At 75.7% G+C, this 26,343-nt stretch carries 20 protein-coding genes and 1 riboswitch; of the genes, 16 read left to right on the forward strand and 4 right to left on the reverse strand.

Annotated elements, in window-relative coordinates; translation table 11 throughout:
• On the reverse strand, positions 1 to 1,204 hold a 1,204-nt coding region (locus HCK00_RS23735), incomplete at its 3' end, for a glycosyltransferase (RefSeq protein WP_168104082.1).
• Positions 1,205 to 1,393: 189 nt separating this feature from the next.
• Between HCK00_RS23735 and HCK00_RS23740 the strand changes: the two genes are divergently transcribed.
• The 4 genes from HCK00_RS23740 to HCK00_RS23755 all read left to right on the forward strand — a co-directional run bounded on the left by HCK00_RS23740 (position 1,394) and on the right by HCK00_RS23755 (position 5,938).
• Positions 1,394 to 2,182 carry a glutamate racemase gene (locus HCK00_RS23740; RefSeq protein ID WP_168104083.1) on the forward strand — a complete coding sequence of 263 codons (789 nt, stop codon included), beginning with the start codon at positions 1,394 to 1,396 and terminating at the stop codon, positions 2,180 to 2,182.
• A gap of 278 nt (positions 2,183 to 2,460) precedes the next feature.
• A complete protein-coding gene (locus HCK00_RS23745) occupies positions 2,461 to 2,943 on the forward strand; it encodes an NUDIX hydrolase (protein ID WP_168104084.1) in 483 nt (160 codons plus the stop codon).
• 56 nt (positions 2,944 to 2,999) lie between these two features.
• Entirely contained in the window at positions 3,000 to 3,827 is an 828-nt protein-coding gene (locus HCK00_RS23750; RefSeq protein ID WP_168104085.1) for a 3-hydroxybutyrate dehydrogenase, read from the forward strand.
• A gap of 122 nt (positions 3,828 to 3,949) precedes the next feature.
• Complete coding sequence (locus HCK00_RS23755; protein WP_168104086.1) at positions 3,950 to 5,938, forward strand: helix-turn-helix domain-containing protein; 1,989 nt, start codon at positions 3,950 to 3,952, stop codon at positions 5,936 to 5,938.
• Between the two features lie 270 nt (positions 5,939 to 6,208).
• On the opposite strand, the gene HCK00_RS23760 is transcribed toward HCK00_RS23755, so the two are convergent.
• Positions 6,209 to 7,630 (reverse strand): MFS transporter, encoded by a 1,422-nt coding sequence (locus HCK00_RS23760; protein WP_168104142.1) that lies wholly within the window; start codon positions 7,628 to 7,630, stop codon positions 6,209 to 6,211.
• Positions 7,631 to 7,894: 264 nt separating this feature from the next.
• Between HCK00_RS23760 and HCK00_RS23765 the strand changes: the two genes are divergently transcribed.
• The 5 genes from HCK00_RS23765 to secD all read left to right on the forward strand — a co-directional run bounded on the left by HCK00_RS23765 (position 7,895) and on the right by secD (position 14,434).
• Positions 7,895 to 8,467, forward strand: a complete 573-nt coding sequence (locus tag HCK00_RS23765) for a TetR/AcrR family transcriptional regulator (protein WP_168104087.1) — start codon at positions 7,895 to 7,897, stop codon at positions 8,465 to 8,467.
• A gap of 259 nt (positions 8,468 to 8,726) precedes the next feature.
• Positions 8,727 to 9,914, forward strand: a complete 1,188-nt coding sequence (locus tag HCK00_RS23770; RefSeq protein ID WP_168104088.1) for an acyl-CoA dehydrogenase family protein — start codon at positions 8,727 to 8,729, stop codon at positions 9,912 to 9,914.
• Positions 9,914 to 10,672, forward strand: coding sequence for an SDR family NAD(P)-dependent oxidoreductase (locus HCK00_RS23775; protein WP_168104089.1), 759 nt, complete (start codon positions 9,914 to 9,916; stop codon positions 10,670 to 10,672). Before HCK00_RS23770 ends, HCK00_RS23775 begins: the two co-directional genes overlap by 1 nt.
• 708 nt (positions 10,673 to 11,380) lie before the next feature.
• Complete coding sequence (locus HCK00_RS23780; protein WP_168104090.1) at positions 11,381 to 11,887, forward strand: hypothetical protein; 507 nt, start codon at positions 11,381 to 11,383, stop codon at positions 11,885 to 11,887.
• Positions 11,888 to 11,983: 96 nt separating this feature from the next.
• On the forward strand, positions 11,984 to 14,434 hold the full coding sequence (gene secD, locus HCK00_RS23785; RefSeq protein WP_168104091.1) for a protein translocase subunit SecD: 2,451 nt from the start codon (positions 11,984 to 11,986) through the stop codon (positions 14,432 to 14,434).
• A 265-nt stretch (positions 14,435 to 14,699) separates the two neighbouring features.
• Here secD and HCK00_RS23790 read toward each other — a convergent pair whose 3' ends face one another.
• The gene (locus HCK00_RS23790) at positions 14,700 to 15,932 is read right to left on the reverse strand and encodes a PP2C family protein-serine/threonine phosphatase (protein WP_168104092.1); all 1,233 of its coding nucleotides are present in this window, start codon (positions 15,930 to 15,932) and stop codon (positions 14,700 to 14,702) included.
• A gap of 538 nt (positions 15,933 to 16,470) precedes the next feature.
• Positions 16,471 to 16,657, forward strand: a riboswitch (cyclic di-AMP (ydaO/yuaA leader).
• Positions 16,658 to 16,661: 4 nt separating this feature from the next.
• On the opposite strand from HCK00_RS23790, the gene HCK00_RS23795 reads away from it, so the two are divergent.
• From HCK00_RS23795 to HCK00_RS23815, 5 genes are all read left to right on the forward strand, one after another.
• The gene (locus HCK00_RS23795; protein WP_168104093.1) at positions 16,662 to 17,447 is read left to right on the forward strand and encodes a LysM peptidoglycan-binding domain-containing protein; all 786 of its coding nucleotides are present in this window, start codon (positions 16,662 to 16,664) and stop codon (positions 17,445 to 17,447) included.
• A gap of 297 nt (positions 17,448 to 17,744) precedes the next feature.
• Positions 17,745 to 19,964: an NADP-dependent isocitrate dehydrogenase gene (locus tag HCK00_RS23800; RefSeq protein WP_168104094.1), complete on the forward strand. Its 2,220-nt coding sequence runs from the start codon at positions 17,745 to 17,747 to the stop codon at positions 19,962 to 19,964.
• Between the two features lie 659 nt (positions 19,965 to 20,623).
• On the forward strand, positions 20,624 to 20,875 hold the full coding sequence (locus HCK00_RS23805) for a hypothetical protein (RefSeq protein ID WP_168104095.1): 252 nt from the start codon (positions 20,624 to 20,626) through the stop codon (positions 20,873 to 20,875).
• A gap of 19 nt (positions 20,876 to 20,894) precedes the next feature.
• Positions 20,895 to 21,572, forward strand: coding sequence for a response regulator transcription factor (locus HCK00_RS23810; protein ID WP_168104096.1), 678 nt, complete (start codon positions 20,895 to 20,897; stop codon positions 21,570 to 21,572).
• 102 nt (positions 21,573 to 21,674) lie between these two features.
• Complete coding sequence (locus HCK00_RS23815) at positions 21,675 to 23,087, forward strand: sensor histidine kinase (RefSeq protein ID WP_168104097.1); 1,413 nt, start codon at positions 21,675 to 21,677, stop codon at positions 23,085 to 23,087.
• Between the two features lie 141 nt (positions 23,088 to 23,228).
• On the opposite strand, the gene HCK00_RS23820 is transcribed toward HCK00_RS23815, so the two are convergent.
• Complete coding sequence (locus tag HCK00_RS23820) at positions 23,229 to 23,792, reverse strand: peptidoglycan-binding domain-containing protein (RefSeq protein WP_168104098.1); 564 nt, start codon at positions 23,790 to 23,792, stop codon at positions 23,229 to 23,231.
• Positions 23,793 to 24,614: 822 nt separating this feature from the next.
• Here HCK00_RS23820 and HCK00_RS23825 point away from each other — a divergent pair.
• Both HCK00_RS23825 and HCK00_RS23830 read left to right on the forward strand, forming a co-directional pair.
• Positions 24,615 to 25,241: a DUF4956 domain-containing protein gene (locus HCK00_RS23825; RefSeq protein WP_168104099.1), complete on the forward strand. Its 627-nt coding sequence runs from the start codon at positions 24,615 to 24,617 to the stop codon at positions 25,239 to 25,241.
• Positions 25,238 to 26,062 (forward strand): polyphosphate polymerase domain-containing protein, encoded by an 825-nt coding sequence (locus HCK00_RS23830; RefSeq protein WP_168104100.1) that lies wholly within the window; start codon positions 25,238 to 25,240, stop codon positions 26,060 to 26,062. The genes HCK00_RS23825 and HCK00_RS23830 overlap by 4 nt, the downstream gene beginning before the upstream one ends.
• Positions 26,063 to 26,343 lie beyond the last annotated feature (281 nt).

The raw sequence follows: 26,343 nt of genomic DNA on the forward strand, positions 1-26,343 counted from the left end.
GGGCGGTCCCGGGGCGCGGGGTGTACCCCCGCCCCTTCCAGGGCGCGCCGTGCCCGCGCCGGTACCGCACCGCCGAGCCGACCGTCCACACCAGATACAGGGCGGCCGTGGCCGGGAGCAGCAGCGACGCCCGCGAGGGCTGCCCGTAGTAGCGCAGCACCGGCAGGTACGACACCGCCATCAGCGCCCACGCCAGCGCCCCGGCCCCGGCCACCCAGTGGCTGCCCACCACCGGGCCGGCCACCAGCGCCGCCGGCGGCACCGCGTAGAGCAGCAGCAGCCCCGCCACCGCGCCGAGCAGCAGCAGCGGGTTCCGCCGCAGCTGCGGGTAGGCGCTGCGCTCGACCATGGCCCGCACGTCCCGCAGGCGCGGGTACGCGCGGACACTGCGCACCCGGTCCCCCAGGCCCAGCCAGAGCGTGCCGCCGCTGTCCCGGACGGCTTTCGCCAGCGCCACGTCGTCGATCACCGCGCCCCGGACCGACTCCGGGTAACCGGCCCGCCGCGCGGCCGCGTCCCGCAGCAGCGCACAGCCGCCGGCCGCCGCCGCGGTCCGCGCGGCGGGCCGGTTGACCCGGCGGAAGGGGTAGAGCTGGGCGAAGAAGTAGACGAACGCCGGGACGGTCAGCCGCTCCCAGGTGGTCGCCACCCGCAGCCGCGCCAGCAGCGAGACCAGGTCGGGCCCGTCCCGGTGCGCCGCGCGCACCAGCTCCCGCAGGCTGTCCCGGCGGTGGACGATGTCGGCGTCCGTGAGCAGCAGATACTCCAGCTCCGGCATCCGGGAGCGGGCCAGCGCCACCCCGTGCCGCACCGCCCACAGCTTCCCCGTCCAGCCGGGCTCGGGTTCCCCGGGGGAGGTGACCGTCAGCGGCAGCCCGGACCGGCCCACCCGGGGCGGGGGGTGGTCGGCCAGGGAGCGGGCCAGGTCCCCGGTGCCGTCGGTGGAGCCGTCGTCCACGAGGAAGACCTCGGCCGGCCCGGGGTAGTCCAGCGCGAGGAGCGAGCCGAGACAGTCCGGCAGCACGTCCGCCTCGTCCCGCGCGGGGACGACGACGGCTACCGCGGGCCACCGCGCCGGGTCCCGCCGGTCCGGCAGCCGTACGTCGGTCCGCCAGTAGAACCCCCGGCCCAGCAGCAGCCAGAGCCAGGCGGCCAGGGAGACGGCGGAGAGCGCGGTGCACGCGGTGAGGGGGGTGAGGGGGATCACCCGGCGCAGTCTGCCGGAGACCCCGGGCGCCGGCGGTGACCCGCTCCGCGTTTCCCGCGTGGGTCATCCGTGTGCCCACCCGGGCCGCCGGAGCGGGCCGGGAGGCCCCGCGCGGCCGGGCCACCGTGCGGCGGCGGGCCGGGCGGGCCCGGCGGGGCGGCACACCCCATCGCATAAGGTTGCCGGGTGAAGATCGCGCTTCTGGACTCCGGTATCGGGCTGCTGGCGGCGGCCTCCGCCGTACGCGCGCTCCGTCCCGACGCGGCGCTGGTGCTCTCCAGCGACCCCGACGGGATGCCCTGGGGCCCGCGCACCCCCGAGGACGTCAGTGCCCGCGCGCTGGCCTGCGCACGCGCCGCGGTGGCCCACCGGCCGGACGCCCTGATCGTCGCCTGCAACACCGCCTCCGTGCACGCGCTGCCCGCGCTCCGCGCCGAGCTGGAGCCGGGCCTGCCCGTGATCGGCACCGTCCCGGCTATCAAGCCCGCCGCGGCGGGCGGCGGGCCGGTCGCCATCTGGGCCACCCCCGCCACCACCGGCAGCCCGTACCAGCGGCGCCTGATCCGCGAGTTCGCCGGCGGGGTCGAGGTCACGGAGGTGCCCTGTCCCGGGCTGGCGGACGCGGTGGAGCGCGCCGACGAGGCGGAGACTGCGGCGGCGGTGGCCGCCGCCGCCGCGCTCACCCCGCCCGGGGTGCGGGCCGTCGTCCTCGGCTGTACCCACTACGAACTGGTGGCCGACCGTATCCGGGACGCCGTCCGCCCCCCGGGCGGCGCGCCCCTCGTGCTGCACGGCTCCGCCGAGGCCGTCGCCGCCCAGGCCCTGCGCCGCGCGGGGGCCCGTCCCGCCCCGGCGGCGGCGCCTTCCGGGGAGCTGAGCGTGGTGGCGAGCGGCCGGGAGAGCGCCCTGCCGCCGGCCGCGCTCGCCTACGCCGAGGGCCGTTCGCTGACCGCCGCGAGCCCGGCCCGCGGCTGACGGGACACCCTTCCGGCGGTGATCCGCGCCTCCCGGCGCCCGCTCCCGGGCCCCCTCCCGGCCCTCCGCTCCCGGCCCCGTCCGCCGGGCGCGCCCGTGTCCGCCCCGGGCGGCCGGTTCCGCGGAGGGGGCCGGGAGCCGGACACCCAGGGCTTCCGGCGGCGGGGTGGCGCGCGCCACCCCGCCGCCGTCACGGGGGGAGCCGGGGCCCCCGGGCGGCGCGGTCGCGGGGCGAGGCGGTATGCGGCCCTTCCCGGCGCCGGCACTAGGCTCGGCCCATGCCGATCCCCGACTTCATCCGCGCCCTGCGCGCCACCGCCGGCCAGCAGTTGCTCTTCCTCCCCGGCGTCAGCGCCATCGTGTTCGACGAGGACTCGCGGCGGGTGCTGCTCGTGCGGCGCGCGGACACCGGGCGCTGGTCGATCATCGGAGGCATCATCGAGCCGGGGGAGCAGCCCGCGCTGACGGCGGTCCGCGAGGTCTACGAGGAGACGGCCGTGCGCTGCGTGCCCGAGCGGCTGGTGCTGGTGCAGACGCTGGAGCCGGTGCGCTACCCCAACGGCGACCTGTGCCAGTTCGTGGACATCTCCTTCCGCTGCCGTGCCACCGGCGGTGAGGCGCGGGTCAACGACGACGAGTCGCTGGAGGTCGGCTGGTTCCCGGTGGACGCCCTGCCGGACCTGGAGGACTTCGCCGCCGCCCGGGTGGGGCAGGCCCTCGCGGAGGGGCCCGCGTGGTTCGCCCCCATGACCGACGTCTGAAGTATGGGCTGGGACCACATCGGTGGGCGCGACCCGGGCTGCCTAGGGTGCCGGGCATGACCGTGCCCCCTTCCGTGCCCGCCGCCCCGGCCGCCGCGCCCGCCGCGGCCCCGCTCACCGTCGCCCTCGACCTCTCCGGCCGCACCGCCCTCGTCACCGGCGCCGCCGGCGGTATCGGCCGCGCCTGCGCGCTGCGCCTGGCGGCGGCCGGGGCCACGGTGAGAGCCGTGGACCGGGACGGTGACGGGCTCGCGGAGCTCGGCGCCCGCGCGGACGGGCTGCCCGGTGAGGTGCACCCCTGCGAGCTGGACCTCACCGACCTCGACGCCGCCGAGCGCGCCGCCGCCGGCACCGACGTCCTGGTCAACAACGCCGGGCTGCAACTGGTGCGGCCCATCGAGGAGTTTCCGCCGGACGTCTTCTCCACGGTGCTCACCGTGATGCTGGAGGCGCCCTTCCGGCTGATCCGCGGCGCCCTGCCGCACATGTACGGCCGCGGCTGGGGCCGGGTCGTCAACATCTCCTCGGTGCACGGGCTGCGCGCCTCCGCCTACAAGTCCGCGTATGTGGCGGCCAAACACGGGCTGGAGGGGCTCTCCAAGGTGACCGCCCTGGAGGGGGCCGAGCACGGGGTCACCTCCAACTGCGTCAGCCCCGGCTACGTCCGCACCCCCCTGGTGGAGAAGCAGATCGCCGACCAGGCCGCGGCGCACGGCATCCCCGCCGAGCGGGTCGTCACCGAGGTGCTGCTGGCCGGGACCGCGCTCAAGCGGCTCGTGGAGCCGGAGGAGGTCGCGGAGGCGGTGGCCTATCTGTGCGCGCCGCAGGCGTCGTTCGTCACCGGCGCCTCCCTGCCGCTCGACGGCGGATGGACGGCGCACTGACCGGCCCCGGGCCGGCCGGCGCGGGCCCCGGCGCCGGCCGGCCCGGCTCCCCGGAGCCCGCCGCCCGGCGGCCCCCGCTCCCGGCTGGCGCGCGGGGCCTGCCGCCGGGTATGCCTGGGGCCATGCCCCGACCCGAGACGGGCCGGCCCGTCCCGGCCGGCCCCGCCGAGACCCCTTACCTGGAGCTGCTCTCCCGCGGCGCCGCCGCCGACGAGTACGAGCGGCCGCTGCTGCGCGCCCGGGCGGACGGGGCCGGGCCGGCGGAACTGGCCGCGCTGGACCGCGCCAAGCTGCTCGCGCTCCGCGTCCGGGCCGAGCTGGACGGGCGGCGCCGCCGCGAGGCGGAGCTGTCGGCGCTGTTCGAGACGGCGCACGAGATGGCCGGGCTGCGCGACCTGGACGCCGTCCTCCAGGCCATCGTCCAGCGCGCCCGTTCGCTGCTGGGCACCGAGTGCGCCTACATGACGCTCAACGACCCGGAGGCCGGCGACACGTACATGCGGGTCACCGACGGCTCGGTCTCCGCCCGTTTCCAGCAGCTCCGGCTCGGCATGGGGGAGGGGCTGGGAGGCCTGGTGGCCCAGACCGCCCGGCCGTACGTGACGGAGAGCTACTTCGAGGACCCGCGGTTCGAGCACACCCAGACCATCGACTCCGGCGTGCGCGACGAGGGCCTGGTCGCGATCCTCGGCGTACCGCTGATGATCGGCAGCAGCGTCATCGGGGTGCTGTTCGCCGCGGACCGGCGCGCCCGGGTGTTCGAACGCGAGCAGATCGCGCTGCTCGCGTCCTTCGCGGCACACGCCGCCGTCGCCATCGACTCGGCGAACCTGCTCTCCGAGACCCGCTCCGCGCTGGCCGGCCTGGAGGCCGCGCACGCCGTCATCCGGGACCGCAGTGGGGTCATCGAACGCGCCTCCGAGGTGCACGACCGCCTCACCGAACTGGTGCTGCGCGGCGGCGGGGTACGGGACGTGGCGGACGCGGTGGCCGAGGTGCTCTCCGGCTCCGTGGAGTTCACCGAGGCGGCCCCGGTGCCCGGGGGCGCCGTCGAGCGCTCCCGGACGGCCGGCCGCGCGGTACGGGACGGGACGGACTGGGTGGCCGCCGTCGCCGCGGGCGGTGAACTGCTGGGCGCCCTCGTGCTCCGCGGCCACCCCGGGCTCGACCCCGTCGACCAGCGCACCCTGGAACGCGCCGCGATGGTCACCTCGCTGCTGCTGCTCGCCCGGCGCTCCGCGGGCGAGGCCGAGCAGCGGGTGCGCGGCGAGCTCCTGGACGACCTGCTCGACGCGCCGGACCGCGACCCCCGCCTGCTGCGCGAACGGGCCGCCCGGCTCACCGCCGACCTCGACGCCCCGCACGTGGTGCTCGCCGCCCGGGTCGCCGGCGGGGCCGCGGAGGGTCTCCCCGCGGGCCCGGCGGGCCCCGCCGCCCGGGGCCGGTCCGTCCCCGCCGGTGACGCGCCCGCGGGCGGTGCGCTCGCCGACCGGCAGCGCCTGTGGTCGGCCGCCTCCCACCTCGCCGCCACCCGGCACGGCCTCGCCGCCGCGCGGGACGGCGGCACGGTCCTGCTGCTGCCCGCGACGGGGGAGGAGAGCGCCGCCGAGACCGCGCGGCAGGCCGCCCGGCAGCTCGGCGCCGCCGTCCGGGGAGCCGTCACCGTCGGCGCCTCCGCGCCCGTACCGGCGCCCGCCGCCCGCCCGGGCGCCGTCGCCGCCGCGTACGCCGAGGCCCGCCGCTGCCTGGAGGCGCTGCTGCTGCTGGGGAGGGCCGGGCAGGGGGCCGCCACCGAGGACTTCGGCTTCCTGGGGCTGCTGCTGGCGGACTCGCGGGACGTCGCCTCCTTCGTCCGCCGCACCATCGGGCCGGTCACCGACTACGACGCCCGGCGCGGTACCGAACTGGTGCGCACCCTGGAGGCGTACTTCGCCTGCGGGATGAGCCCGGCCCGCACCAAGGACGAACTCCACGTCCACGTGAACACCGTCGCGCAGCGGCTGGAGCGGATCGCCCGGCTCCTGGGCGAGGACTGGCAGTCGCCGGCCCGGGCCCTGGAGGTGCAGCTCGCCTTGCGGCTGAACCGGCTCTCCGCGGCCGTCGGGCCCTGAGCCCTCCGGCCCTTGAGCCCTGCGGGTCCCCGGGTGGCGCCGCGCGGGTGGCCGCCGCCGGACCCTGGCCTCCCGGCCGCCCTCGGCCCGAGCTTCCCGGTGTCTCCCGCCCCTCAGGCTCCGGGTGCCTCCGGCCGCCGGCCCCGCGCACGGGGGCGCGGCCCCGGGGCGCCCTCCCGGCTCCACCCGGGCACCGGCGGCGGGTCCGGCACGGCGGAGGGCGCCCACCTCGGGTGGGCGCCCTCCGTTCGTCCCCTGCTCCGCTCCCGCTCAGACCGTGCGGCCGGCCGGTTCCGGGCCGGTGTCCGCGGTGCCGGGCTCCGCCGGCCCGGCGGGGCCGTCCGGGTCCAGCTCGGTCAGGTCGCTGTTGCGCGTCTCCCGGGCCACGCCGACCGCCAGCAGCGTCAGCAGCACCGCCGCGATCACGTAGAGGGCGATCGGCGTGGAGCTGCCGAAGTCGGCCAGGAGCGCCGTGGCGATCAGCGGCGCCGGGGCGCCCGCCAGCACCGAGGAGAACTGGGCTCCGATGGAGGCGCCGGAGTACCGCATCCGCGTCGCGAACAGCTCGGCGAAGAACGCCGCCTGCGGGGCGTACATGGCGCCGTGGAAGATCAGGCCCACCGTGACGGCGAGCAGCAGGTTCCCGAAGGTGCCGGTGTCGATCAGGGCGAAGAACGGGAACGCCCAGAGCCCCACGCCCGCCGCGCCGAGCAGGTAGACCGGGCGCCGGCCGATCCGGTCGGAGAGCGCTCCCCAGACGGGGATGGTCACGAAGTGGATCGCGGAGGCGATCAGCACGGCGTTGAGCGCCGTCTGCTGACTCAGATCCACCTGCTCCGTCGCGTAGACGAGGATGAAGGCGGTCACCACGTAGTAGCTGATGTTCTCGGCCATCCGGGCGCCCATGGCGATCAGGACGTCCCGCCAGTGGTGACGCAGGACGGCGACCAGCGGCATCCGCTCGGCGGCGGAGACCTCCGCGCCCTGCTCGGCCTGGGCGGCCTTGCGGGCCGCCGCCTGCTCCATGGCCTGCTTGAACACCGGCGACTCGTCCACCGCCAGCCGGACCCACAGCCCGATCACGACCAGCACGCCGGAGAGGAGGAAGGGCACCCGCCAGCCCCAGCTGAGGAAGGCGGCCTCGGAGAGGGTGGCGGTCAGCAGCGCCAGTACACCGGTGGCGATCAGCTGCCCGGCGGGCGCGCCCGTCTGCGGCCACGACGCCCAGAAGCCGCGCCGCCGGGCGTCCCCGTGTTCGGAGACCAGCAGCACCGCGCCGCCCCACTCGCCGCCCAGCGCGAACCCCTGTACCAGCCGTAGCGCGGTCAGCAGCAGCGGTGCGGCGACACCGATGGTGGCGTGGGTGGGCAGCAGGCCGATGGCGAAGGTCGCGCCGCCCATCAGCAGCAGGCTCAGCACCAGCAGCTTCTTGCGCCCGAGCCGGTCGCCGTAGTGGCCGAAGACCAGGGCGCCGATCGGGCGGGCCGCGAAGCCCACGGCGTAGGTGAGGAACGCCAGCAGGGTGCCGACCAGGGGTTCCGAGTCGGGGAAGAAGAGCTTGTTGAAGACGAGGGCCGCGGCGGCCCCGTAGAGGAAGAAGTCGTACCACTCGATGGTGGTGCCGATGAGGCTCGCGGCCACGACGCGCTTCAGGCTCGAGGGCGTCGGGGGAGGGGCTGCTGCGGAGGCCATGTGCACCACTTCCAGTGCTCGCTGGGGACGTTTCCTGTTCACGTGTCGGCACACCGTAGAAACACGCAGGTCAGGAACACATGTGGTGGGGCCACACACTTCGCCGGGGGAGCGTGCGCGCGGCCACCATGGAGCCGGTGGCCCGCCGGAGGGCCTCCCTCCGGCGGGACCCCGCGAGGCGGCAGGGGAGAGCTCCGGGGGCCGCCCGGTCCCTCATCGCCCGATACCGCCCGCGGTGTCCGGGCCGCCGGTTAGGCTGAGCCCATGCCGTCCGCCCGCCGTACCGCACGCCAGAGCGATCTGCTCCGGCGGCTGGTGGCGCTGGTGGCGGCGGAGGGTTTCGCCTCCTTCACCCTCGACGACCTCGCCGAACGGCTCCGCTGTTCCAAGACGACGCTGTACGCGCTGGCCGGCAGCAAGCAGGAACTGGTCCGGGAAGCGGTGAAGTACTACTTCCGGGCCGCGGCCGACGCCGTCGAGAAGGAGATCGCCGACACCGGCGAGCCCGCCGACCGCGTGGTGGTCTACCTCAAGGCCGTCTCCGAGCAGCTCCGGCCGCTCTCCCGGCGCTTCCTGGACGACATGGCCCAGTTCCCGCCCGCCCGCGAGGTCTACGAGGCCAACACCCGCCACGCCGCCGACCGGGTACGGCAGCTGATCACGGAAGGGGTGGCGGCGGGCGCCTTCCGCGACGTGCACGCGGCCTTCGTGGGCGAGGTCGTCGCCGCCGCGATGCAGGGCATCCAGCGGGGCGAGGTCACCGCGCGGACCGGGCTGTCCGACGCCGACGCCTACGCCGAGCTCGCCTCGCTGATCGTGCACGCCGTCTCCTCCTGAGCGGCTCCTGAGCGGCCGGGCCGCTCCCGGGGAGCCGGCTCTCCGGCCGGCACCCCGCGCCCACGCCCCGTGCCCCGATCTCCACGCCCCGTGCCCCGTCCCCACGGCCGCGGCCCCTGCCCGCCCGCGCCGCCCCGTCCGGCCACGGTTCCCGCCGTCCGGGGCTGGCCTCGCCGTACCAGAAACGATACTCTCGTATCGGTTGCAGTATCACTCATGGTGTCACTCGCAGTGTCACTCAAGGACGGGAACGGGACCCATGCCCGCTACGCGAACGCTCCCCACCGGGGAGGCCGCCGACCTGATCGGCCTCGTCCGTGAGCTCGCCGCGAAGGAACTCGCGCCGCGCGCCGACGAGTGGGAGGCCAACGAGAAGTTCCCGCGGGACGTCTTCCGCACCTTCGGCCGCGCCGGCCTGCTCGGCCTGGCCTACCCCGAGGAGTACGGCGGGGGCGGCCAGCCCTACGAGGTGTACCTGCAGGCGCTGGAGGAGATCGGCGCGGTGTGGAGCAGCGTCGGCGTCGGTGTGTCGGTCCACGCCCTGTCCTGCTTCGCCCTCGCCGCGTACGGCACCGACGAGCAGCGCGCCGAGTGGCTCCCGGGGATGCTCGGCGGCGAGACCCTCGGCGCCTACTGCCTCTCCGAGCCGCATGCCGGCTCCGACCCCGCGGCGATGCGGACCCGGGCCGTCCGCGACGGGGACGACTACCTCCTCAGCGGCGCCAAGGCGTGGACCACGCACGGGGGGTACGCCGACTTCTACACCGTCATGGCCCGCACCTCCGAGGACCGTGCCCACGGTGTCTCCTGCTTCCTCGTGCCCGCCGACACCCCCGGGCTCTCCGCGGACCCGCCGGAGCGGAAGATGGGCCTCACCGGCTCGGCCACCGCCACCATGCGGTTCGACGAGGTCCGCGTCCCCGCGAGCCGCCGCATCGGCGCCGAGGGGCAGGGGCTCCCGATCGCCCTCGCCGGGCTCGACGCGGGCCGGCTCGGCATCGCCGCCGTCGCCACCGGACTGGCCCAGGGCGCGCTCGACCACGCCCTGCGCTACGCCCAGCAGCGGGAGACCTTCGGCAAGCCGATCATCGAGCACCAGGGGCTGGCGTTCGTCCTGGCCGACATGGCCGCCGCCGTCGACGCGGCGCGCGCCGTCACCCTCGCCGCCGCCCGCCGCAAGGACCAGGGGCTGCCGTTCGGCCGGGAGGCCGCGGTCGCCAAGATGGTGGCCACGGACAACGCCATGAAGGTCACCACCGACGCCGTGCAGGTGCTCGGCGGCTACGGCTACACCCGCGACTTCCCCGTGGAGCGCTACATGCGGGAGGCCAAGGTCATGCAGATCTTCGAGGGCACCAACCAGATCCAGCGCCTGGTGATCAGCCGGGCGCTGCAGAAGGACAACCGCGGGCGGATCACCGTAGCGAGCGAGGAGCAGTCACCGTAATGCGCATCGAGAACACCGCCGCCGTCGTCACCGGCGGCGCCTCCGGCCTGGGCGCCGCGACCGCCACCGCCCTGGCGGACCGGGGTGCGAAGGTCTTCGCCCTCGACCTCCCGGCGGCCGTGGACCGGGCCCAGGAGACCGCCGGCGTCACCTACCTGCCCTGCGACGTCACCGACGGGGACGAGGTGCGCTCGGCCGTGGCGGCGGCCTCCTCCGCCGGGGTGCCGCTGCGCACCGTCGTCAACTGCGCCGGCATCGGCCCGTCCATGCGGGTGCTGGGCCGCAAGGGCGTGCACGACCTGGACTTTTTCGCCAAGGTCGTCCAGGTCAACCTGGTGGGCTCCTTCACCGTCCTCGCCGTCGCCGCCGAGGCCATCGCGGCCACCGAGGCCGACGGGCAGGGACAGCGCGGGGTCGTGGTCAACACCGCGTCGATCGCCGCCTTCGACGGGCAGGTCGGCCAGGCCGCCTACGCCGCGTCCAAGGGCGGCATCGTCGGGCTGACCCTCCCCGCCGCCCGCGACCTGGCCCAGTACGGCATCCGGGTCTGCACCATCGCGCCGGGGATCGTCGAGACGCCGATGCTGGCCACCGTCTCCGAGGAGTTCCGCGCCGGACTCGCCGCCGGGGTGCCCTTCCCGCAGCGCCTGGGGCGGCCCGAGGAGTACGCGCAGCTCGCCCTGTCGATCATCGAGCACGACTACCTCAACGGCGAGACGATCCGCATGGACGGCGCGCTCCGGATGGCCCCGCGCTGAGGCACGCCGCACCGGCGCCCCACCCCGCGCCCCGTGTCCCCCGGCCGGCCGGGGGACACGGGGCGCCGCCGTCCCGCGGTCCGGAAACCGGATCTGCCGCGGATCGCGCCCGCCCCGACCCCGCTCCGGTGCCGTCCGGGACCTGACCCGGAACCGGTATCGGTGGCGCGGCCCCCGGAAGATGGGTGCGGGCCCCCATCGACCTCCGCACCGGAAAGGGACAGGCTGAGCGCAGGCGCGGCCCGCTCTTCCATCCATGAGCGCAAGCCGCGCCTGAGAAGTGACCGCGGCGGCCGACGGGAGGGACAGCCATGCCCGGACGAGGCGCGTGCCCGGTGCTCCTCCCGCCGTGGGCGACGAGACCGGCCGCACCCTCACCGGACGCCGTCCCCGCCCCCGCGCACCGGCCCGCCCCCGCGCACCGGCCCGCCGCCGCCCGGCCCGTGAGCCCGCCGGGCGGTCCCACGGCCGCCGCCTGACCGCCTGAGGTCCCGGCGGCCACTCCCCTGCCGGGGCCTCAGGTACCGTCACCGGATGCCCGGCCCCCGGTGTGCCGGGCGCCCGGGTCGGGGCGCCCCCGCCGCCCGGAGTGACCCGGACGCGGCGGAACGCGCGGGCAAGCGGGAAACCGGGCAACCGGAGCGGACGTTCACAGCACCCGGCAGGGCCGGCGGAACCCACGGCATCCATCGGAAAGGGAGGCGGCGCATGGCCCGGCCGTCGCGTGCCGCCTCCCGCGCCGCCGTCCCCCGTACCACTCCTCCGCGTACCGCCGGCCCGCGTGCCGCCACCCCGCGCACCGGCGCTCCCCGCGCCGCGGTCCGGCGGGCCCCCGCCCGCCGCCGGCCGGTGACGTGCCTCGCCCTCCTGCTGATGCTGCTGGCCCTCTGCGCGGGCACCCCGCAGGCGGCCACGCCCTTCCACGGTGCGCCCGGCACCGCCGGGCCGCCGTACGCGGCCGCCGCGGGCCCGGACGCGGGACCGTCCGCCGAGGACGGCCACCCGGCCTCCCGGCCCGCCCCGGTACGGGCCCAGCGCGACACCACCGGTGACCGCCCCGCGGCGCCCCTCCACGCGGCGGTCACCCCCCGCTGCCCGGCCACCACCCCGCCGCGCGCCGTACGGGCCGCTCCGCCGGGGCCACGCCCGGGGCCGCATCCGGCGGGCACGGAACGCCGGCGGGACCGGGCCCCGCCCGCCCCGGCAGCGAGCTGACCGGCGCCCCGCGCCGGCCGGCTCACCGAGCCGTCCCTCGTTCTCCCGGCCGCGGCGCCCTCCCGGGCTGCCCCGGCCTGCCTGCCGGAGGCCCGTGTGGCACCTTCCCGACCCCGATCCCGTTCCCGATGGGGTTCCCGTTCCCGTTCCCGCGCGCCGCGCGTCCGGGCGCTCCTCGCGCTCGCCGTCGTCGCCCTGTCGCTGTACATCGCCGCCACCGTCCCGGTCCGCCTCGGTCTGGACCTGCGGGGCGGTACCCAGATCGTGCTGGAGACCCGTTCCACCCCGGCCACCGAGGCCGGCGCCGAGGCCACCGACCGCACCGTGGAGGTGCTGCGCGGCCGGATCGACGCCCTCGGCGTCGCCGAACCCACCATCGCGCGCTCCGGGGACCACCGGATCGTCGTCGAACTGCCCGGGGTGCAGGACCCCGAACAGGCGGCCGGTGTCCTCGGCCGCACCGCCCAGCTCACCTTCCACGAGGTGCTGTCGGCCGGACGGAGCGCGGCGGAGGCGCGCGAGCCGGCGCCCGGCGAGGACGGGGCCACCGGCCCCGGGGAGGAGCCCGGGCGGGACGCGGGGGAGGAGCCCGGGCGGGACGCGGGGGAGGAGCCCGGGCGGGAAGCGGGGGAGGAGCCCGGGCGGGAAGCGGGGGAGGAGCGAGTCCTGCCCGACGAGGACGGCGGCTTCCTGCGGCTGGCCGCGCCCGCCCTCACCGGCGAGGACGTCCGGGACGCCGCCGCCCGGTTCGACGGGCAGAGCGGTGCCGGCTGGCTCGTCACCGTCGACTTCCGGGGGCAGGGGGACGACGGCTGGGCCCGGCTGACCGGCGAGGCCGCGTGCAGTCCGCCGGGGGACCCGTCCCGCCGGGTGGCCATCGTCCTCGACGACAAGGTCATCTCCTCACCGCAGGTCGACCCCTCGGTGCGCTGCGGCACCGGCATCCAGGGCGGCTCCACCCAGATCACCGGCTCCTTCGACGACGCCGCGGCCCAGGAACTGGCCCTGCTCGTCAAGGGCGGCGCGCTGCCCGTGCCGGTGGAGATCGTCGAACAGCGGACCGTCGGCCCCACGCTGGGTGCGGCGGCGGTGGAGGCCGGCGCCTGGGCCGCCGTCATCGGCACGGCGCTGACGGCGCTGTTCGTGATGGCCGTCTACCGGCTCATGGGGGTGCTGGCCACCCTCGCCCTGCTCTGCTACGGGGTCATCTCCTACGCGGCCCTGGCCGCCCTCGGCGCGACACTCACCCTGCCCGGCCTGGCCGGTTTCGTACTCGCCATCGGCATGGCCGTGGACGCCAACGTGCTGGTCTTCGAACGCGCCCGGGAGGAGTACGGGACCCGCCGGCGCCCCACGGCGCGCGCCTCCCTGGCCGCCGGGTTCCGCAACGCGCTCAGCGCCATCGCCGACTCCAACATCACCACCCTCATCGCGGCCGGGCTGCTCTTCCTCTTCGCCTCCGGGCCGGTGCGCGGCTTCGGCGTCACCCTGGCCATCGGGGTGCTGGCCTCCCTGTTCAGCGCCCTGGTCGTGACCCGGGTGCTCGCCGAGTTCGCCGCGGAACGCGGCGCCGTGCGGCGGCGTCCCCGGATCAGCGGCATCGACGGCCCGGGCGCCGTCCGGCAGCGGCTGCTCCGGTGGAACCCGCAGCTCATGCGGAGCCCGCGCCGCTGGCTCGCCCTCTCCGCCGCCGCCCTCGTCCTGGCCGGGTCCGGGATCGCCTTCCGGGGGCTGGACCTCGGCGTGGAGTTCACCGGCGGCCGTCTGATCGAGTACTCCACCGGGGTGGCGGTGGACCCCGAGCGGGCCCGGGACGCCCTGGCCGACGCCGGCTTCCCCCGCGCCGTGGTGCAGTCCTCCGGGGACGACCGGCTCACCGTACGGGTCGGTGACCTGTCCGAACCGGAGAAGAAACAGGTCACCGAGGCCGTGAGCAAGGCCGGGGAGGGGGCGGAGACGCTCCGCGACGAGCTGATCGGGCCCAGCCTCGGCAGCGAGCTGCGGCGCGGGGCCCTGATCGCGCTGGCCGCCGCCCTCGGTGCCCAGCTCGTCTATCTCGCCGTGCGCTTCCGGTGGCTCTTCGGTACGGCCACGATCATCGCCCTCGCCCATGACGTGGTGATCGTCGCCGGGGTCTTCGCCTGGCTGGGCAAGCCGATCGACGGGGTCTTCCTCGCCGCGCTGATGACGGTCATCGGCTACTCCGTCAACGACTCCGTCGTCGTCTTCGACCGTATCCGGGAGCTGGTGCGCCGCGACCGCGCGGCGCCCTTCGGGCAGCTCACCAACCTGGCGCTGCTGCAGACCCTGCCCCGCACCGTCAACACCGGGATGGGCGCGGCGTTCATCCTCACCGCCCTGGCGGTGCTCGGCGGTGACTCCCTCACCGACTTCGCCCTGGCCCTGCTCGTCGGACTGGCCGCCGGGACGTACTCCTCGGTGTTCACCGCCGCGCCGGTGGCGGTCCTCCTCCACCGGCGTGCCGGCCGGGGCGGCAGGCGTCCGGCGGAGAAGGAGGCGGCCCGGCCCGCGGCACGGACCGGCTGACGCGGCCGGGCCGGCGGCGCCCCGCCGGCCCGTACCGCCCGGTGGCGCTCCGTCCGTCCCCGGCCGTCCCCGTCGTGCCCGCCCGGTGCTCCCGTGGCGGGCACGACGGGGCCACGGGGCCTACGGGGCCACGGGGCCTACGGGGCCACGGGGCCTACGGGGCCACGGGGCCTACGGGGCCACGGGGCCTACGGGGCCACGGGGCCTACGGGGCCTACGGGGCCACGGGCTCAGGCGCCGCCGGAACCCGGCCGCCGGCGCGCCGTCAGGGCACCATGGGGGCTGCCGACCGCCCCTGCCATTCGGCGAGCAGCACGGTGGCGTCGTCGTCCAGCTTCCCCGCGTGGTGCTCCAGCACGGCGTGGATCAGGCGGCGCAGCGTCTCGTGCAGGGTGAGCCCCCGATCGGAGTGGTGCCGGAGCACGAAGTCCACGAACCGGTCCAGGCCGAACATCTCCCCGTGGCCGTCCCGGGCCTCGGTGACCCCGTCGGTGTAGAGCAGCAGCCGGTCCCCGGCGCCGAGCTGCTCCTCGCAGACCTGCGGTGGCAACCCGAGCCCCGCGCCCATCGGGCCGGACGGCGGGCAGGACAGCTGGTCGGTCCCGCCGCCGGCACGGAGGACCACCGGCTGCGGGTGGCCGCGGTTCACCCAGCTCAGCCGCCCGCTCTCCAGGTCGAGCCGCGCCATGAGCCCCGTGACGTACCGGCTGCGCCCGAACTGCTCGATCAGCGTTTCCTCCACCCGTTCCCCGGTCTCGGCGAGGGAGGCGCCCTGGCGGCGGGCGTTGCGGCAGGCGGCGACGGCGACATTGGCGGTGACCCCGGCGGCGGTGTCGTGCCCCACCGCGTCGAACACCGCGAGATGCAGCTCCGTGTCCGTCAGCGCGTAGTCGAAGGCGTCACCGCCCACCTCGTGGGCCGGTTCCAGCACCGCGCCGACCGTGGCGCCCTGCCCGGCGAAGGCGGACGGCGGGGTGAGCTGCCACTGCATCTCCGCGGCGACGTTCATCGGCTCGGTGCGGACCAGCCGGGCGTAGGAGTCACTGAACGCACGCTTGCTGAGCAGCAGCAGGGCCATCAGCGAGGCGAGGTGGCGGACGGCGTTCCCGGTGGGCCGGTCGTCCGCGGCGGCGTCCACGCGGAGCACCCCCAGGCGCTCCACGCCGTCGGTGACCGGCGCCCACCAGCGGAACGGCCGGTCCGTGGAGACCGGGCCGGCGTCCTCCGGCTCGGTGGCCGGTGTCACGCGCTGGTAGACGCGGCCCGGGAGGCTGCCGTCCACGGGCAGCTCCTGCCCGCCCCGGCCCGCGTCGGGCCCCCGGCCGGTCAGTTCCCGGAGCACGGTCTCGCGGAGGTCCGCCACGAAGAGTCTCGCGTCGCTCAGTCCCACGGCCGCGGCGTGTCCGGCGAGCAGGCCGGGGAGCTGCTCCAGGGCGGCGATGTGGCCCGCCTCCATCAGCGCGGTGACGGCCCTGTCCACCTGGGCGGTCTCGGTCACGGTCTCGGCCTCCTCGTGGGGGACGGCCCCGTGCCCGCCCTTGGCGTACGAGCGCTCCGGACCCGCCCCGCTGTTCGGCAGCGGCGAATTTTCCCCGCTTACCCCCGGTTCGTGCCCTCACCCGGACGGGTCCGGTGACGCCGCCGGCCGGCGGCGGGATCCCCGTGCGGAGAGCACCTCGCCGCCCTGTCCGCGATGTACGGAATGGGCGATGTAAAGGAAAAGCGGGAGATGTTGTGCCGGGAATCACAGAATCCCCGGCCTCCGCCGGCCCGTGGGAAAAGATCGTAAATGATCCTTTCTCGCATCCCCTTTCCGTGGGCGGGAATTGGGCGCGCGGAGCATTCCGGTCCATTCACCGTGCGGAAGAGATCCGGTGCATACCGTGCGCGCATTACCCCGGTGTACCCGCCAACGAATGCCAGTGGTAATGCGCGTTTCTTGTCTCCGCTCCGCCCTTGTGTTTACGTTTCCAACGCCTTCGCTCTCCTGGCGGAGGCTCCGCCGCCGGGGACGCCGAGTCCTACCGCCCGGACGGAGGAATCAGCAGCTCAACACGGTAGGAGTGGGGAAACCGACATCGCCGTGCGCCGTGCGCTCCTGCGCCGGCCCGGCTCGGGGTGAAGCCGATCACCGGAGAAACGCGCTCTTGCGTGCCGGAAATCGGCCGGGCAGCTCCGGCCCGAATCCGACAGCTAACCCCGCAGGCGGAGGAGAGGAAATACACCTATGTCCCGTGGCCGTCACCGCCGCACCCCCATATCGCATCTGATATCCCGTCACATCTCCCGAGTCTCCGTGGTTCTCGTGGCCGGCTCGGCCGGTGTCGCGGCTCCGCTGCTCTTCGCCGGCCAGGCCGCCGCGGCGCCCGCCCCGGCCCAGGCCGCGCAGGTCGCGCAGGCCGCGCCCGCTCAGCAGGCCGGGCAGGCCGGGCAGGACGCCGGCGCCTACACCGTCGTCCGGGGCGACACGCTGCACCGCATCGCCACCGACCACGAGGTCGAGGGCGGCTGGAAGGCGCTCTACGAGGCCAACCGCGCGACCGTCGGCGGCAACCCGCACCTGATCCTCCCCGGCCAGAAGCTGACCCTGGACCTGCGGGCGGAGGCCCCGGCGGCCCCGGAGGCCGGGAAGCCGCTCGCCGCCGAGAAGACCGCCGCCGAGGCCCCGGCCCCGGCCGCGGCGCAGGCCTACCCGGACAACCTGGACGGCTGGATCCGCGAGGCCCTCTCGATCATGCAGGCCAAGGGCATCCCGGGCAGCTACGAGGGCATCCACCGGAACATCATCCGGGAGTCCGGCGGGGACCCGAACGCCATCAACAACTGGGACATCAACGCCCAGAACGGCACCCCGTCCATCGGTCTGCTCCAGGTGATCAAGCCGACCTTCGACGCCTACCACGTCGAGGGCACCGCCAACAGCCAGTACGACCCGGTGGCCAACATCGTCGCCGCGTGCAACTACGCGGCCGACCGGTACGGCTCGATCGACAACGTCAACGGCCCGTACTGACCGGCTGACCGGCGCCGGCCGGCCGGGCCGGCCCGCACCGAGCGGCACCCGGGGCCGGGAGAGGGCAGCCTCTCCCGGCCCCGCGGCGCGTCCACGGGCAGTCCCGCCCGGCAGGAACATCCCTCCCGGGCGGCGGAGGTGCCCAGGGCGGAGGTGCCCAGGGATGAAGCAGCCGCCCGCCCGGGCCGCGGCCGCTCCTTCCGGGCGGAGCCCCCCGCGGGGCCCTGTCGAGACGCGGCCGCCCACGGGATATCTTGATGTCGAGCAATGTTGCAGACGTGGAGAGCGGAGCACCCGGTGACTGACTCGACCATCATCTACACACAGACCGACGAGGCCCCGGCCCTGGCGACGTATTCGTTCCTGCCGGTGGTCGAGGCGTACGCCTCGAAGGCCGGGGTCACTGTGGAGAGCCGTGACATCTCCCTGGCGGGCCGCATCATCGCCGTCTTCCCGGAGTACCTCACCGAGGAGCAGCGGATCGGCGACGCCCTCGCCGAGCTCGGGGAGAAGGCCAAGACCCCCGAGGCCAACATCATCAAGCTGCCGAACATCTCGGCCTCCATCCCGCAGCTGAAGGCCGCCGTCGCCGAACTGCGCGAGCAGGGCTACGCGCTGCCGGACTACCCGGACGACCCGAAGACCGACGAGGAGCGCGACATCCGCGCCCGCTACGACAAGGTCAAGGGCAGCGCCGTCAACCCGGTCCTCCGCGAGGGCAACTCCGACCGCCGCGCCCCCGCCTCGGTGAAGGGCTACGCCCGCAACAACCCGCACCGCATGGGCGCCTGGTCCGCCGACTCCAGGACCAACGTCGCGCACATGACGCAGGACGACTTCCGCTCCACCGAGAAGTCCGTGGTCCTCCCCGAGGACGGCTCCCTCCGCATCGAGCTGGCCGGGGACGACGGCTCCACCACCGTGCTCCGCGAGTCGGTGCCGGTGCTCGCGGGCGAGGTCGTGGACGCGGCTGTCCTGCGCGTCGCCCCGCTCCGCGAGTTCCTCGCCGCCCAGGTGGACCGTGCCAAGGCCGAGGACGTGCTCTTCTCCGTCCACCTCAAGGCGACGATGATGAAGGTCTCCGACCCGATCATCTTCGGACACGCGGTGCGCGCCTTCTTCCCGCGGACCTTCGCGGAGCACGGTGCGGCCCTCGCCGCCGCCGGCCTGAGCCCCAACGACGGACTCGGCGCCATTTACCAGGGCCTGGACGCCCTCCCCGAGGGCGCGAAGATCAAGGAGTCCTTCGAGGCCGAGCTGGGCCGCGGCCCGGCGCTGGCGATGGTCGACTCCGACCGGGGCATCTCCAACCTGCACGTGCCGAGCGACGTCATCATCGACGCCTCGATGCCGGCCATGATCCGCACCTCCGGCCACATGTGGGGCCCGGACGGCCAGGAGGCCGACACCCTCGCCGTCATCCCGGACAGCTCCTACGCCGGTGTCTACCAGGCCGTCATCGAGGACTGCCGCGCCAACGGCGCCTTCGACCCCGCCACCATGGGCTCGGTGCCCAACGTGGGCCTGATGGCGCAGAAGGCGGAGGAGTACGGCAGCCACGACAAGACCTTCGAGATCCCCGCCACCGGCACCGTCCGCGTCCTCGACGCCTCGGGCGCCGTGGTGCTGGAGCAGACCGTGGCCACCGGGGACATCTTCCGCGTGTGCCAGACCAAGGACGTGCCCGTCCGCGACTGGGTGCGGCTCGCCGTGGAGCGCGCCCGGGCCACCGGCGACCCGGCCGTCTTCTGGCTGGACGAGGCCCGCGCCCACGACCGCAACCTCATCGAGAAGGTCCGCGCCTACCTCGCCGAGCACGACACCGAGGGCCTGCGGATCGAGATCATGTCGCCGGTCGAGGCCACCGCCTTCTCGCTGGAGCGCATCCGCCGCGGCGAGGACACCATCTCCGTCACCGGCAACGTGCTCCGTGACTACCTGACCGACCTCTTCCCGATCCTGGAGCTGGGCACCAGCGCCAAGATGCTCTCGATCGTCCCGCTCATCAACGGCGGCGGCCTCTTCGAGACGGGTGCCGGCGGCTCCGCGCCCAAGCACGTCCAGCAGCTCGTGAAGGAGAACTACCTGCGCTGGGACAGTCTCGGCGAGTTCCTGGCGCTCTCGGTCAGCTTCGAGCACCTCGCCCGGACGGAGGGCAACCGCGGCGCCCAGGTGCTCGCCGACACCCTCGACCGGGCCACCGCCACCTTCCTGGAGGAGAACAAGTCTCCCAGCCGGAAGATCGGCGGAATCGACAACCGCGGCAGCCACTTCTACCTGGCGCTGTACTGGGCGCGTGAGCTGGCCGCCCAGACGGAGGACGCGGCGCTGGCCGAGACGTTCGCCCCGCTGGCCCGGACGCTGGGCGAGCAGGAGGAGACCATCGTCGCCGAACTGGCCGCCGTGCAGGGCTCCCCGGCGGACATCGGCGGGTACTACCGCCCGGACCCGGCGAAGGCCGCGGCCGTGATGCGCCCGTCGAAGACGTTCAACCAGGCGCTGGCCGACCTCTCCTGAGGCGGGGCACGACCTGACGGGCGGGGAGGGCCGCGGCGCCCTCCCCGCCCGCGCGTGTGCCCGGGGCGCGCCGCCTCCGGGCCCGCGCATCCGCCGCCGCGGTGGCCGGCGCCCGCTCCGCACCCCGCCCCGGAGGGCCCGCGCCCGTCCCGCCCCGGCCCTCCGTCACCGCCCGCCCGGTCCCGCGTCCCGCCCGCCGGACCGCGCGGGGACCGTGCGCCGGCCCCGTCCGGCGCGCGTTGTGTTAATTCCGTGATTACTGGGCCTTCTCCCGGCATTTTTCCCGCCGGAACCCCTCGTGCCGCCACCCTGTGTTTCGGCACGATGAACTCGCCGCTCAGGGTGCGGTCACCGGCCCCTCCGCCGGACGCACCCTCCGCACCGCCCACCGGGAGAGCGCTACCCCCGTGCGCCGGCTCTCCCGGTGCGGCCGGTCGGCACCCGGCCGGGAGACGCACCCGGCCCGCCCGGCCCCCCGTACCCCCGCGGGGGCCGGGCCCTCCGGGGCGGCACCGGCTTCACCCCACCGTGGCGCGTGACCGGCGCCGCGGCCGTGGCACGGGCACAGAGAGGACGGTAGGACCGATGCGCGAGGGTGCCGCAGGGACCGACGGCCGCCCGTCACCGCGCCCGGGCCGCTTCCGGACGGGAGCCCCGAGGTGACCAAATGGATCGTCAGTATTCCCACACTCCGCGAGGACCCGGGGGAACGGGTGCCGGGCGTACAGCTCTACGTCGTCGAGGCGTCCCATCCCCGGCTGGCGCGCAGGGCCGCCCTCGACCGCGCCGCCGGCGCGCCGGCCCTGCGCCACCGCAGGGGCGCCGCGCTCCAGGTGGAGAGACTCGTCATCGCCCGCTGGACCGGGCCCGATGACGGCGTATCCGCGCCGACTCCCGGTCTCACCGGCTGAGTTCGTCTACCGTGCCCGCATGCCCACGGTTCTGGTAGTCGAGGACGACGACCTCGTCCGTGACGTGCTCACCCGCTCGCTGACCGCGGCCGGGTACGACGTCACGGCGGTCGGCACGGCCATCGAGCTGATGCGCCGGATCGCGCCGCCCGTCCCCGACCTCGTCGTCCTCGACCTCGGCCTGCCCGACCTCGACGGCGGCCAGGTGCTGCGGATGCTGCGCGCCGTCAGCCGGGTCCCGGTGATCATCGCCACGGCGCGGAGCGACGAGTCGGAGATCGTGCGGCTGCTGCGCGACGGGGCCGACGACTACCTGGTGAAGCCGTTCTCCAGCGAGCAGCTCGCCGCCCGCGTCCACGCCGTGCTGCGCCGCTCCGGCCAGGCCCCGCCCGCCCGGTTACAGGTGGGCGGGCTGGTCCTGGACCTCCACTCGCGCTCCGTCACGCTGGACGGCGGGAGAGTCGAACTCAACCGGCGCGAGTTCGACCTGCTCGCCTACATGGCCCGGCGCGCGGGGGCCGTCGTCACCCGCCGCGAACTGCTGACCGAGGTCTGGCGCGGCAGCGACGTCTACGAACGCACCATCGACGTCCACCTCTTCTGGCTCCGCCGCAAGCTGGGGGAGAACGCCGCCGCGCCCCGCTACCTGCACACCGTCCGCGGTGTCGGGCTCCGGCTGGCGGCGCCGGAGCCCTGAGCACGGCCTGAGCACGGCCTGAGCACGGCCCGGAGGACGGCCCTGAGCAGACCTGAGAAGACCTGAGAAGACGGTCCCGAGAAGACGGGGGTGGCACGGGACATGACGCTACGAGGCTGGCACGCCCGGCTCTCGCTCGGCATCGCGCTGCTCACCGCCCTGGCCTTCGCGCTGCCGCTGGCCTATCTCGCGGACCGGCAGGCGGCGCACCGGGCCCACCAGCTCTCCGAGCGGCGGGCGGCGACCCTCGTCACCGTCCTCGGCGCGACCCGGCAGCCCGCCGAGGTACGCGCCGCGTGGCGCAGTTCGGGGGACGACGCCGCGTCCACCTGCGTGCGCCTCGACGGCGCCCCGGTGGGCCGCTGCCCCGCGCCCGCCGCGTACGCCGCGCGCGCCGCCGGCGAACGGCGGGCCATGCGGGTCCGGCCGCCCGGCCGGGAGGAGGTGCTGCTGCTGCCCGTCGCGCTGCCGGAGGGCGGCACGGCCGTGGTGGAGTCGGCGGTCCGTGAGGGGGAACGCACGGACGGGGTGCTCACCGCCTGGGCCGTGCTCGCCGCCGCCGTGGGCGCGCTGACCCTGGCCTCGGTGACCGGCGCCGACCGGATGGCCCGCCGCCTCAACCGTTCCGCCACCGACCTGGCGCGGGCCGCCACCTCGGTGGGCCAGGGCGACTTCGCGGTCCGGGTCGCCGCCGAGGGCCCCCGCGAGGTGCGCAGCGTGGCCCGGGCCTTCAACACCATGGCCGACCGCATCGACGAGCTGATCCGCTCCGAGCGCGAACTGCTCGCCGATCTCTCCCACCGGCTGCGCACGCCGCTCACCGCGCTCCGCCTGGAGGCCGACCTGCTGGCCGTCCCCGCCAACTCCCGGCTGCGGGCGGGGCTCGCCGCCCTCGACCGGGAGGTGACGAGCCTGATCAGCACCACGCGGAGCGGACCGGTCCGGGGCGGCGGCCCCGACGGGCCGCACAGCGACCTGCCGGCGGTGGTCGGCGACCGGATGGCGTTCTGGTCGGCGCTCGCCGAGGCCCAGGGCCGCGAGTGCCGGGTGCGGCTGGGCCGGGGCCCCCTCCCGGTGGACCTCCCCGCGGACGACCTGACGGCCGCCCTCGACGCCCTGCTGGGCAACGTCTTGCGGCACACACCGCCCGGCACCGGCTGCGGGGTGCAGGCCGGGCTGCTCTCCGGCGCCCCCCGCCTCGTCGTGGAGGACGCCGGGCCGGGCATCGACAGCCCGGCGCTGGCTGCGGTCCGCGGCGCCAGCCCGGGCGGTTCCAGCGGGCTCGGCCTGGACATCGCCGCCAAGGCGGCCGAGGCGGCGGGCGGGCGGCTGGTGGTGGACCGCAGCCCGTGGGGTGGGGCGCGGGTGACGATGGTCTTCGGCCCGGTGGAGGCCGGCGGCGGGGAACCATCGGCGGCCGGGGGCGGCGGCCGGTACGGGGGCCGCGGCCCCAGCCGGGACGGCGCCCGGGGCGGCGGCGGTCCGGGAGGCCGCGACGGGAAGGGGCCGCACTGACCCGGCCGCGGCCAGGCGGCGCCGGCGGGCGGGACGGGGGCGGGGGAGAGGCCGTCCGCGGACGGCGGTACGGGGGCCGGTAGCGGCACCCCGCCGGTGAGGCGGGGGCGCGGACCGGGAGCACGGCGCGCCGGCGGGCCGTCAGGTCTCGGCCTCCAGCGCGGAACGGGTCGCCGGTCCGTAGACCCCCTGCGGATCACTCACGATCTTGCGCAGGGCCTGGTAGTTCTGCACCGCTGCCTCGGTCGGCTGGTCGTAGGTTCCGGTGAGCTGCGCGGTCTGGATCCCGACCTGCCGTAATCGTTCCTGGAGGCGCAGCACTTCGTCTCCCGCGTCGCCCCGGCGCATCGTCGCGGCCGCCCCTTCGTCCCGCCCTTCGGACGGCGCGCCGGCCCCGGTGGTCGGGCCGGGCGTGCCCGCCGGCGGCGCGGACGAGGAGCTCGGCCGGATGCGGGGCGAGGTGCCCGACGGTCCGGCGGTCGGGGTGACGGCGGGCGGCCGGGCGGTGACCGTGGTGGTGGCGACGGGCGCCGGGCCCGTCCGGGCCTCGATGACGGGGGACCGGGGCGGCGCGAGCGGCTGGTCGAGCAGGCGGACCAGGACGAACGCCAGCACGGCCAGCACGGCCACGGCTCCGGCCGGCAACAGGCGGCCCCGCCACCGCGGGCGTGGGCCGTGCGCGTTCTTGTGCCGCCCAGCAGGCATGCTTCTCAGCCCTTCAGCCAGTTCTCCCCTGAGGCGGCATGGTCACGTGCCGCCCGCGCGCCGGGGAAACCCTTCCCCGCCCCGGCCTCCGCGCCCCCGCCCGGCCGGTGGAGTCGTTCGCGATTGTAGGGCCGCGGGCAGGGTTGCCCCGGGGATCGCGAACATTTCCGGAACGCGGACCGGTGGCCGCGGTGCTCGCCCGCGCGGCGCCCAGCCATGGCCCGGGGAGTCGGGCCGGTGACCGGAAGGGCGACCCGGGCGTGCTCCGGGCACGACGGAAGGACGGTCCTGGACCCCGCGCCCACGGGGGCTGACCTGGGGGCCGGGACGCGGACCCGGACCGGGCCGGTGTGACGCTCCGTCAATTCCGCACAGGGACCGAAAAAATTCCGGTAAGCGCTTGTTCCGATCCCCCTCGTGCGCTCCCGTCCACCGGGATCAATGACCGGTATCGCTCCCACCGGAACGGGCTGATCTGCGATGGGTTCACGTCTCCAAGGGCGCTGGGGCCGACTCCCGTTCCGGAAAAGTTCCGGTAATTCTTTTCCCCGGAGAGTCGGTTCCGGTCACGGTTGGCGCCGCTCGGTGACCGCTCCGCCCGGACCGGTGGCCGGGTCGCTGAGCTGCCGCGACGGCCCGTCCACGGGCCCCCGGTCCGTTCTCCGTACCGCCGTCCACCCCTGTGGCCAGCAAGTTTCCCGGATCGTGATGGGCCGGAACTGGATGGCGGCCCACCGGGGGCCAGATTTACCGTGCTTGTCACCGCCAGGCCGGTACTGGTTCACCGTATGGACACCCCCCACCCCACGTTAAGGACCCGCCATGGCACGAACCCTTCTGTTCGCGTGCGACATCGCCGCAGTGAGTCTCCTGGTGTTCGCCCTGTACTTCCCACGTCACCGGCGACGGGACCTGGTGGTGGCCTACCTGGGCGTGAACGTGGGGGTGCTGGCGGTGGCCGGCTCGCTGAGCGTCACCGGATCCGGGACCGGCCTCGGCCTCGGGCTCGCCCTCTTCGGCGTGCTGTCCATCATCCGGCTCCGCTCCACCGAACTGGACCAGCACGAGGTCGCCTATTACTTCTCCGCGCTCGCGCTCGGCGTGCTCGGCGCCATGCCCACCGACAACCTGTGGCGCTCGCTCGGCCTGATGGTCCTCATCCTGGTCGCCCTCGCCGTGGGTGACCACCCCCGGCTGCTGCGCAGCTACCGGCGGCAGCTGATGGTGCTCGACACCGCGCTGCCCGATCACACCGCGCTCGTCGCCCACCTGGAGACCACGCTCGGCGCCCGCGTGCACGCGGCCGTCGTCCAGCGGCTCGACCTGGTCAACGACACCACCGTCGTCGACGTGCGCTACCGCGTGCCCACCGGCCGTCCCGCCAAGGGCGAACCACCGGCGCCGCGCTCCGCCGCCACCTCCGCCACGCCGCTGACGGTGCGCTCGTGAGCCCCGCCCGGCGGCCGACCGCCCTCGACGCGCTGGACCCCATCGGGCTGGAGGAACTGCTGGACCGCGCCCTGCTCCAGACCCGGATCGACCGCAAGTACGTGCTGCCCGCCCACTCCCTGGAGGCCCTGGTGGCGTCACTGCCCGCCGGGACGCGCGTGCTGGAGATCGACGGCGACCGGCGCTTCGCGTACCGCTCGCTGTACTTCGACACCCCGGACCTGATCAGCTACCGGCTCGCCGCCCACCGGCGCAGACGCCGCTTCAAGGTGCGCACCCGCCTCTACGAGCAGTCCGGCGAGTGCTGGCTGGAGGTGAAGACCCGGGGCTCCCGCGCCTCCACCGTCAAACAGCGCCTGCGGTACGAGCGGGACGACTTCGCCACCCTGCTCCCCGGCCGCGCCTTCGTCGACGCGATCCTGGCCGGGAACGGCATCGACGGCGGCGCCCGGTTCGCCCTCGCCCCGGTGCTGACCACCCGCTACCGCCGCACCACGCTCTACCTCCCCGGCTCCGGCAGCCGCGTCACCCTGGACACCGAGCTGACCTGGCGGGACGGCGAACGGGAACTCAGCCTGCCCGGGGTGGCCGTGGTCGAGACCAAGACCGGCTCCACCGCGTCGGCGGTGGACCGCCTGCTGTGGCGGAGCGGCCGGCGTCCCGACCGGATCTCGAAGTACGCCACCGGCCTCGCCGCGCTCCGCCCCGGCCTGCCGGCCACCCCGTGGCGGCGGACCCTGCGCCGGAGCTTCGGCGGCGCGGACCCCACCCCCGGCACGGGCCGGCCGGCGATGCCCCTCCCCACCGCCTGCGCCGTCTGACCGCGGAGCGCGGGCGGTGGCGGCTCCCGCGCAGGCCACCGCCCCGCTCCGGGACACCGGCCGGCCGCGCCGTCACCGCGACGGCGCTCCTCGTCCGGCGCGCCCCGAGACGTACGCCCGTACGGCCCGGCGGCCGGTCCTCCCTGCCGCCGCCCGCTCCCACCCCCCACGATGCGAGGTGTTGCCCTGTGCACCGCAGAAGTCCGCACCGCCCAGGAACCGCAGGATGCCCAGGAACTCCAGGAGCCCGAGCGGCCCGGGCGGCCCGAGGCACAGGAGGA

Origin of the sequence: Streptomyces zingiberis, assembly GCF_012034935.1 — a bacterium.
Taxonomy (GTDB): Bacteria; Actinomycetota; Actinomycetes; order Streptomycetales; family Streptomycetaceae; genus Streptomyces; species Streptomyces zingiberis.